Raw genomic sequence first — 8,469 nt, forward strand, 5'->3', positions numbered from 1 at the left:
GCCACCTTCAGGATCAATGACGATGAGACGTCGATGACCTAATGCCGCTCGTTTTGAAAACCAATGCCCCTCTGCATCAGGCCCTCGGTGAATGATAGCATCTGTCATTTTTTTTAACGTTTCTTGTTCATGAGACAGGTCTTTAGACCAGTCTATCCACCCTGCAATTCCACACATAGTGTCTACCTTCTCTCAAATAGTATAGAAACCGACTAAAATCAAATATCAGTCGGTTTTCCGTAAAAAAATCCGACTAAAAACACCTTTTAGTCATGTTTATATAATAAAATGAATTGAATAAAAAATCAAATAATTTAATCAAGAAAGAAATCACTGTCCCCTTTCATTTGAATTCTCATCGTCCGATTATAAAAATTATTACCTCAAACTTTCACCTTTATCCCTAGGTTATAAAGGTGCATTCTATTATAGTTATATACTAGAAATAAAAATGGTGTATGTTATTCTATAAGAAACAAATAGAGGAATTTCTATTAGGAGTTACAAAATTACAAATGAACTGATACAGAATGTAAAGACAGAAAACTTCGCTAAATATTTCAAGGATAGGGTGTAGACAATGATCAAATTAGAAAAAGAAAATAAAAAAATGAAAATCATTCAATCTGCCACAATACTGTTCTCTACGCGTGGTGTCCGTAACACAACGGTTGATGAAATTGCAAAGACAGCTAAAGTTGGTAAAGGTACTATTTATTATTACTATACAGATAAAACTGAAATATTATGTGACTGCTATATGCGTCATATTCAGCTCAAACGCTCACAATTATTTAATTTATATAAAGAAGAAAAAGATGTTTTACTTCGAATACAAAAAATTCTTCATTATATCAGCCTAGAATATCATCAAGATCCGTTTGTTTCTACACTCTTTCAAGAATATAAAGAATACCATTCACCTGAAATTACAACTTGTTTTAAACAATCTGAAGAAGAAGCAATTAACATGATAAGTAATTTACTCGAAAAAGGTTATCAGCAAGGAGCTTTGCATAAGGTACCATTACCGCTTACAGCTTTTATGTTAGTACGAATGATTTTTAACTACGAACAGGATTATATAAAAGATGATAAAAGTGATACAGAATTTCTGCAGTTGCTAAAGCATATGCTTCTTAAAAACTAGTTTTAATAACAAAAAAATAATTGTGGTACAAATATATGAAGAAGAACGTGAATAATGGATGGTTTAATAAGCTCTTTTCATTCTAGACAAACCTGCAAAATAATCCAACGCTTATGTAGGAATGACTGATAAAATCCCAACCCGTGTGATTGTTCATCGACTACTAAAAGGCAAAGCCTTTTGGCTCCGCCAAACCAAAATTCATCTCCCACCTATTGTCGGATTACGCCCTTCACACGCTTGTGGAAGGAGAATTCTTTCGGGAAATATGTTAAAACATGTTAAGCATTCTTCCTCATTCATCGTTGCAAAAAGATAAAACGAGAAAGATTAGAATGCGAATTCAGGTGATGTTTTTATCATGTACTAATATTCGAGCTCACTTCAATGTGCTTAAGCTTTTTATTTTTTACTCTATTAGATTATTGATAGGCACCCTCTTCTGAATCCCACACTTCAGTAAATTGAAAACCTTTTAATTCACTATCTAAAATTGCATTTTTGAATTGATCTGATACTAAAAGATAGTTAGGATGTACCTTCCCATTTATATTCAATTTAAAAATTAGTTCGTGCTGGACAACATAAGGAATAAATACAAATTTTTTACATCCTATTATTAAACCTGAACTTAACTTATCAAAGATTGTTTTATTAGTATCAAGTGCTTCCAACACCCTTAAAACATGCATAAGCATAGTATTTTTTATTTGTTTGTTTATGAATTAATGGTAAAAATTCAATATTATCTCCTACTATAGGTTCTAAAACATTCTTGGCTTTTTCACTAATTATTTGTACACCAGACTTTCCCCAAAAAATAGGGGAATCGCTTGATTTCCCTTCATCTTTTACCTCAATAAACTTAGGCGTCCATGAATCTGACAAACTCACCATAGAATTAAAACTAGTTTTAAAATATTTTTTATCCTCTTCATAGTTCAATAATTGAAAGGTTTCATAATCATCAGTCGAGCTCTTTAATTGCCAAATCTTCATATATATTTTCCTTTATTATTACCATTTATTTATATAGTTATTTGTTGGGTCCATTTAATCGCAAATTACCTTCTAATAAATCTCTTCCTATTCCATGTAACACCGTTTGGGTTCACATTCCTTATTTAATTCTTGTAAAAAATAAAAAATGAATTTCAAATTATGTTTAACATTAATTATTTTTATCCATTGGTATTGTATTTAGTGCTAAACCAATAGATCCTAATTTTTCAATTTTTTTTTGCTTTACCATATGGAGCTCCTTTTAATAGTTCCCCTGTTGAAATATCAAGTGCTAGTACACTTTTTATCTTTACTAAATCTTTTAATCCTCCATTAGGAATTTCTATTAACACTATATTACACGTATCAGGGATTTCTTCTTTTATTTTCTGTATTTTTTGATTCAAACACCCCGTATTTACCCACTCATTGAACTACCCCCACTTTCACTTCGTTTAGAAGTGAGGGATTCCTAAGTAAAGAGTTCTATCGAACTCTAATTGATTAGGCTAACCCCGCAGTCCTTGCGGTTAGAAGCCTTATCGCTTCATTCTTTAGATTGATACTTGCGTTAATATCCCTATCATGGTGTGTACGACAAGAAGGACAGTCCCATTCACGTAGGTTTAGATTTTTAACGTCTTTATTTTGATATCCACAACAGGAACATAATTGGCTGGAAGCAAATGTTTTCGATACGACAATGACTTGTTTGCCATACCATTTTGCTTTGTATTCTAACATGGATCGAAATTGCAACCAAGATACCTCACTAATTGCTTTTGCTAACGTATGATTCTTTAACATATTCGATACTTGCAAATCCTCTATACCGATAACATCGTGGTTTTTGATGATTTCAGTTGAAATTTTGTCCAAGTAATCTTTTCTAGCATTTGATATGTATTCATGAATTCTAGCTACCTTTACTCGTTGTTTATTCCAGCGAGAAGATCCTTTCATTCTTCTAGAAAGAACACGCTGTGCTTTCGCCAACTTATCTTCTAATGATCGGAAAAACTTAGGATTTTTATAGTGTGTTCCATTTGACAAAATAGCGAAATCTTTTAGTCCTACATCTATTCCAATGTAAGAATGTGTTTTCGGAAGTTCTTGTACTTCTGTTTCAACTAATAGTGACACAAAATATCTACCAGAAGGGTTCCGTCTAACTGTAGCATTTACAATACGCCCCTCTACTTCACGACTTTTGGCAAATCGAACAAGGCCTAGTTTCGGCAACTTTATTTTATTCCCTACAACGGCAATGTTTTCATTTGTTTGTTTTGTGGTATAAGATTGTACGTTGTTCTTCTTAGATTTAAAGCGCGGTGCGCTATTTTGTTTTTTAAAAAAGCGCGTATAAGCATCCGCAAGGTTGCGAAAAGACGACTGAATCGCAATACTATCCACTTCTTTTAGCCAAACAAGCTCTTTCTTCATGGCAGGTAGTTTGGCAGAGCATGTACCATAGGTCAAGCCTTTTCCTGTCTCTTTGTATGCGTGATCCCATAAGGATAGGAAATAATTGAATACAAAACGAGAACACCCAATCGTTTTGTTAATTAGAATTGCTTGTGCTTGATTTGGATAGATACGAAACTTATAGGCTTTATTCATCATTATTTAATTCACCTCCATTTCGGTATATGACTATTATACACCAAACGTACATTCGATAGGTAGTGGAGTAATACTTTCTATATGTCGAACAATTAAGATGGCTTCCTGCCATCCCTTGTTCGAAGCCAATTCATCTCCCACCTACTCACTGGACTATGACCCTTCACGCTCCTTGAGGAAGGAGTCTTCTTGGCTAAAATGATAAATTATTAACCATCCACCTATAGAAAAACCATTTGTATATTTCAATAAATCTTTATGTACATTTGGTAATTCAACTTTCATTACATCTTCTATTTCTTGAATTTCAATATCATTTGCTGGCTTATTTTTTATTAAACCAGAAACATTAGATAAATTTATCATTTTTCACAAAACCTCCCGAAACATCTAAACATTTATAATCTTCTACCAATACTTTTCTTGCAGTTTTCTGATCAACACCTGCCTCAATCATTTCCCTATAGGTTACATTAAATTCATAATTTATTTCAGTATCATATCCTTCAAGTCTTCTTCGTTTTCTTTGTATGGCGGAAATTTTCGCATGAGGAAAACCAAAACTTGATGGTAAAAGTATTGGTTGTGCTTTCTTTTCGTTATAATCAAATCCACCCTTAATAGCCCATTCATTTTGTATAGGATGATGTGATTGTATTCGATTATCAGCAGCTATATTTTTATGTCCTGGAGCACAATCACCACTTACTTTGCAACCTCAAAATATATATTTAATATTGATTAGTATGCCTTTTTATACATAACCATAGGAAAAAGCTTATGCAAATACATAAGCTTCTTCTATTTTATTTATTACTCTCTTAGGTATTAATTAACATCATTAATCTGATGTGATTTTATTAAATTTCTTTACGAAAGTTCTTCTGAATCCCATATTTCAATAAATTCAAAACCTTTTAGATCACTTTGTTCAATAAGAATCTTCAATTCATCTGAAATAAAAACAGCCGTGGGATGAATTTTCCCATTTATATAAACCTTAAAAATCATCTCATTTTGAACAGTATTACTATCAAATGCGAATTTTTCGCATCCTATTATTAAACCTGTAATCAGTTTTTTTAAAATTGCTTTATCACTATCAATTGCATCTAGTACATTCAACACATGGACCAAGTAATATACCTCACTAGTTGAATCGCGTAAAAGTGGTAAGAATTCAACATTATGGCCTATTGAAGGTTCTAATAATGCTTTTGCTTTTTCACTAACCATTAGGGCACCAATTTCTCCCCAGAAGTGTGGAAAATCAGTGGTCTTTCCTCCTTCTAAGCATTCAATAGGTAACTTTCTCCATGAATCTATTAGTTTTATTGTAGAGTTAAACTTCCCTTCAAAAAACTTTTTATCTTCTTTATAATTTAATAATTGAAAAGACTCATAGTTATCAGAAGAACTTCTTAATTCCCATATCTTCATAGTTTTTCTCCTTTAATATTAGAAATATGTGTGTAAATCATTTTGGATTATTTAATTTTAAACTACCTTCTAATAGACGTATTCTAATATCATGTAACGCTGCGGCAACATCTTCCTGAGTACCACCATATTCTTTGATTTCCTTTAATATCTTGGTTACTTCTTTCATATATTCGGTACTATGATTTCCTACGTGTAACACTTCCGTAGTCACATAGTCATTTACTTTATAAGGTAAAAACACACCATTAGCAGCTGAATTATGATGTATCCCAAACTCTTCAAGTAATTCCTGTGCTTCAATTGCCCTTTTGTCATTCCAAGCAGTAATATGATGTGCTGCATTTGGATATGGTGGCGGCTCAATACCTGCAGCTTTAAGTTCTTCACGCAGTACCTTAGATGCGGTATAAGAATCAGGATATTCGTTTTTTATTTCAACTTTATCCAGGACCTTATCTGCATAATCTTGTATTACTTCTTGTACATCTTTAACTTTACTTCTTCCACCAGTTTTTGAAAACATAAATGTTTCACGAGCTTTGCGTAAAACTTCAAATGTTTTTATTTGATTGCTTCCAAATCCACTTGCACCTGCAAATGCCAACCGATCCGTCAGTGGGAATTTATTTGCGAAAGAAGACATTCCTGTAGAGAATTTTGCACCTTTTGCTAATGTAGTTACTTTACTTATCCCCTTATCACCAATAAGTCCAAGTCCAATTTGTGTAAAAGCATAACTTCCCCACTTAGCACGACTTTCAGCGTCTCCATTTATTACATCATTAATAAACGAATCTGATAATGTGTTCCACATAGCAGGTAAGGTTTCATTTAAATGAGTAAAAGCGTACCCCATGGTCTCCCATGTTTCCCATTTACCAAGTGCCACAACACCTTCTATTGTATCTTCAACTGCTTGACCCGTCCCTGCTAAAATACCATCTATAATTTTTTCAGAAGTAGATTTTTCAGGAGGTTTCTTGCACACCGCTCCCTCTTCTATTGATCCTTCCTTTAAAAGATTATCAACTTGACGTTTTCTTTCATCAGCAATTTCTTGGATCGAAACGGTCCAATCCATATTTAATCCTTGTGTACTAAACGTACCACTTACAGGACTAAATCCTTTTCCACTTTGGACTTCAGCAAGGCCGGCAGTAATACTAGCCACAAGTTGAAGAGCTGTGTTGTAGTTATTACTAGACGTATAGTTAAATTCATATAGATGCTCTAATTTTTCTTGCAGTTTTTTTCTCATCTCGACTAAAACAATAACCATGGCATCTATTCCAGGCAATACTGTAGCAATACTAATCGCTTCTATACTTGCGACCATTCGATTAATTTCTTGAATTTGCTCTCTTATTTCTTGTTCAATGACATCTGTGGAAGCAACTTGTGATTGAAAATCGCTTGGAAATGCATCATTTTGACGGATTAATTCTTCACATAAATAAATGATACCTTGTGCTAAAGGACGAAAAGTTTGGACAAAAAATATTTTTGCACTACTATATGTTTGCCCTTGTAAAACTGTATCAGTTGCAAAGGTATCAATTGATTGGATTGCTTGCTCCATAGCTTGGATAGTAGCGACACATACAGCATTCATGCTTTGGGTCTGATTTTGTACTTCCCCTAAATACATATTTAAACTCATGCTTTGTCCTCCCTTTTTAATCGCTGTTGCCGATAGATAAGGTCGGTTTCTAAATCAATAAGATTGCGTCTTTCTTTAAGTAATGTTTCTTTTTGATTTTCCAATTCCAATGTTAATTTCCGCTCAATATGTTGCGACTCTTGAAGCTTATTCATAAAAAAATGAGAAACATCTTTATCAGCATGCCATGTTTCTAAAATCCTATTAAATAAACGATTATTTCGATTTCTCAACTCGTGAAAGTCCATTTCTGCTTGTCTCTGGATTTGGATCTCCGTTTGATTTCGATCCTGTTTTTCAGATACTATCCGTAATTCATGATTAAGTTCATTTATTTGCTTTTCTACATCTTGACTCATCTTATTCTCCCTACCCTTCTCCCTTTACCGTAGGTTGCCACATTAGCGAAATGTCTTTTGTAGTTCGTTATCCATTCTTTCAAAATCCTTAGCTACTAAATGAATATTATCAATTGCTTGTTGAAAGGCCCCACAAAATTGTCTAGTCAAATCTAGCATTTGTTGATTCACTTCTTGCGCCTGAGTATTAACAGATAGTGTAGTACGGCTCGCCTTTGCTATAGAACGATTTGTCGCACCTTGAATTGTATCCGATGCATTTTTCATTTGTGTCGCAATTTGTGTAGCCGTTTGAAAATTACTTTGAAAGTTTCCCATCATTTAAACCCCTTCTAGTTCCAAAATCATCAAGAAAATTATACCATGTAAGAATATTTCAATGTATCAAATATTTCTAGTAAGGAATTGATAGCTCTTAATGATAAGAATGAAGCTTTTCATACCGAATTTCAATTAAGGATCGCTTCAACAGATGTAGTTGAACTAGAACTATTAGAACAAATTGAAGAGATTGACCGAATAAGAACAAATACTGAAGTTACGAAGCAAGTTATGCCACTAGCAGATATGGGTGCAATGGGGAACAAATATTTTTATGGAGTTTGGTTTAGGATGAATTGAAAATAAAGGAGCAGGCCAAATTGGAAAAGTAACTTCCCTTGGAGACTCTGTAAAATTAACAAGATTCTCAGAGCATATCCCCCTATTTCAAGTCCATTATCATTGAAAGACCGATTTGCTTTTGCTGGTATAAGTCCACTTAAAAATGAAAGACCTCCAATTAAAGATTTGTTTGTTACTGTATGTAGAGTGAACAGTAAGGGAGTAAACAATACTACAACTAAAAGGTTTGAAGTTACGAAAGTAGAGGAAAAAAACTCCCATGAATCTAGAGGTGCAAGTTTAAAGGAAATTAAATATACCAAAATCTCAACATCCAATCAGTCAAAAAATGGTGCCATTGACAGATAGTAATGGAAAATGAATACTAAATGATAAAAAACAGCTTGTCCAAAACCATAAAGAATTTATTCATTTAATATTAAAAGAGCACCCCTTTTTGGATGCTCTTCGTTATAACTATATATTATTTAATTTTCTTCATTTATTGGTACCATTTTTCCATGTTGAGAATCCGTACCTGTACCTTCTGTTCTTTCAACAGTTTTTGCATGTTTTCCAGGTTGTGATTCTGTACCTTCTTTTGTTTCTACCATTTTTCCTTCTTGAGA

At 33.2% G+C, this 8,469-nt stretch carries 10 protein-coding genes and 3 pseudogenes; 2 read left to right on the top strand and 11 right to left on the bottom strand.

Features of this window, described 5'->3' with window-relative positions; translation table 11 throughout:
- Positions 1-177: asparagine synthetase (locus C4S65_RS33340; RefSeq protein ID WP_103945907.1), on the bottom strand; the 177-nt coding region annotated here is incomplete at its 3' end.
- Between the two features lie 403 nt (positions 178-580).
- On the opposite strand from C4S65_RS33340, the gene C4S65_RS33345 reads away from it, so the two are divergent.
- Positions 581-1,150 (top strand): TetR/AcrR family transcriptional regulator, encoded by a 570-nt coding sequence (locus tag C4S65_RS33345; RefSeq protein WP_000593069.1) that lies wholly within the window; start codon positions 581-583, stop codon positions 1,148-1,150.
- Between the two features lie 422 nt (positions 1,151-1,572).
- On the opposite strand, the pseudogene C4S65_RS35750 reads toward C4S65_RS33345, so the two are convergent.
- The 9 genes and pseudogenes from C4S65_RS35750 to C4S65_RS33395 all read right to left on the bottom strand — a co-directional run bounded on the left by C4S65_RS35750 (position 1,573) and on the right by C4S65_RS33395 (position 7,558).
- Positions 1,573-2,149, bottom strand: a pseudogene (locus tag C4S65_RS35750) (DUF1629 domain-containing protein).
- A 230-nt stretch (positions 2,150-2,379) separates the two neighbouring features.
- A complete protein-coding gene (locus C4S65_RS33355; RefSeq protein WP_050552513.1) occupies positions 2,380-2,559 on the bottom strand; it encodes a hypothetical protein in 180 nt (59 codons plus the stop codon).
- A 97-nt stretch (positions 2,560-2,656) separates the two neighbouring features.
- Positions 2,657-3,775: an IS200/IS605 family element RNA-guided endonuclease TnpB gene (tnpB, locus tag C4S65_RS33360; protein WP_103945908.1), complete on the bottom strand. Its 1,119-nt coding sequence runs from the start codon at positions 3,773-3,775 to the stop codon at positions 2,657-2,659.
- Positions 3,776-3,976: 201 nt separating this feature from the next.
- Positions 3,977-4,141: pseudogene (locus C4S65_RS33370) on the bottom strand (SMI1/KNR4 family protein); the annotation flags it as partial.
- The gene (locus C4S65_RS33375; protein ID WP_324287259.1) at positions 4,125-4,451 is read right to left on the bottom strand and encodes a hypothetical protein; all 327 of its coding nucleotides are present in this window, start codon (positions 4,449-4,451) and stop codon (positions 4,125-4,127) included. The pseudogene C4S65_RS33370 and the gene C4S65_RS33375, both read right to left, overlap by 17 nt.
- Before the next feature lie 194 nt (positions 4,452-4,645).
- On the bottom strand, positions 4,646-5,215 hold the full coding sequence (locus tag C4S65_RS33380; RefSeq protein WP_103945909.1) for a DUF1629 domain-containing protein: 570 nt from the start codon (positions 5,213-5,215) through the stop codon (positions 4,646-4,648).
- Between the two features lie 37 nt (positions 5,216-5,252).
- A complete protein-coding gene (locus tag C4S65_RS33385) occupies positions 5,253-6,878 on the bottom strand; it encodes an AHH domain-containing protein (protein WP_103945910.1) in 1,626 nt (541 codons plus the stop codon).
- The gene (locus C4S65_RS33390; protein WP_098838904.1) at positions 6,875-7,237 is read right to left on the bottom strand and encodes a DUF3958 family protein; all 363 of its coding nucleotides are present in this window, start codon (positions 7,235-7,237) and stop codon (positions 6,875-6,877) included. The genes C4S65_RS33385 and C4S65_RS33390 overlap by 4 nt, the downstream gene beginning before the upstream one ends.
- A 42-nt stretch (positions 7,238-7,279) precedes the next feature.
- Complete coding sequence (locus C4S65_RS33395; protein WP_098838903.1) at positions 7,280-7,558, bottom strand: TIGR04197 family type VII secretion effector; 279 nt, start codon at positions 7,556-7,558, stop codon at positions 7,280-7,282.
- Between the two features lie 84 nt (positions 7,559-7,642).
- Between C4S65_RS33395 and C4S65_RS34830 the strand changes: the two genes are divergently transcribed.
- Positions 7,643-7,858: a hypothetical protein gene (locus C4S65_RS34830; RefSeq protein WP_170265090.1), complete on the top strand. Its 216-nt coding sequence runs from the start codon at positions 7,643-7,645 to the stop codon at positions 7,856-7,858.
- A gap of 470 nt (positions 7,859-8,328) precedes the next feature.
- Here C4S65_RS34830 and C4S65_RS33405 read toward each other — a convergent pair.
- Positions 8,329-8,469: pseudogene (locus tag C4S65_RS33405) on the bottom strand (alpha-ketoglutarate permease); the annotation flags it as partial.

Origin of the sequence: Bacillus sp. ok061 (assembly GCF_900108285.1) — a bacterium.
Lineage (GTDB): Bacteria > Bacillota > Bacilli > Bacillales > Bacillaceae_G > Bacillus_A > Bacillus_A thuringiensis_S.

What these genes read in the sequence shown, in the direction of transcription:
- C4S65_RS33345 (WP_000593069.1), top strand. Translation starts at nt 581, where the DNA reads ATGATCAAATTAGAAAAAGAAAATAAAAAAATGAAAATCATTCAATCT.
- tnpB (WP_103945908.1), bottom strand. Translation starts at nt 3,775, where the DNA reads ATGATGAATAAAGCCTATAAGTTTCGTATCTATCCAAATCAAGCACAA.
- C4S65_RS33380 (WP_103945909.1), bottom strand. Translation starts at nt 5,215, where the DNA reads ATGAAGATATGGGAATTAAGAAGTTCTTCTGATAACTATGAGTCTTTT.
- C4S65_RS33385 (WP_103945910.1), bottom strand. Translation starts at nt 6,878, where the DNA reads ATGAGTTTAAATATGTATTTAGGGGAAGTACAAAATCAGACCCAAAGC.
- C4S65_RS33390 (WP_098838904.1), bottom strand. Translation starts at nt 7,237, where the DNA reads ATGAGTCAAGATGTAGAAAAGCAAATAAATGAACTTAATCATGAATTA.
- C4S65_RS33395 (WP_098838903.1), bottom strand. Translation starts at nt 7,558, where the DNA reads ATGATGGGAAACTTTCAAAGTAATTTTCAAACGGCTACACAAATTGCG.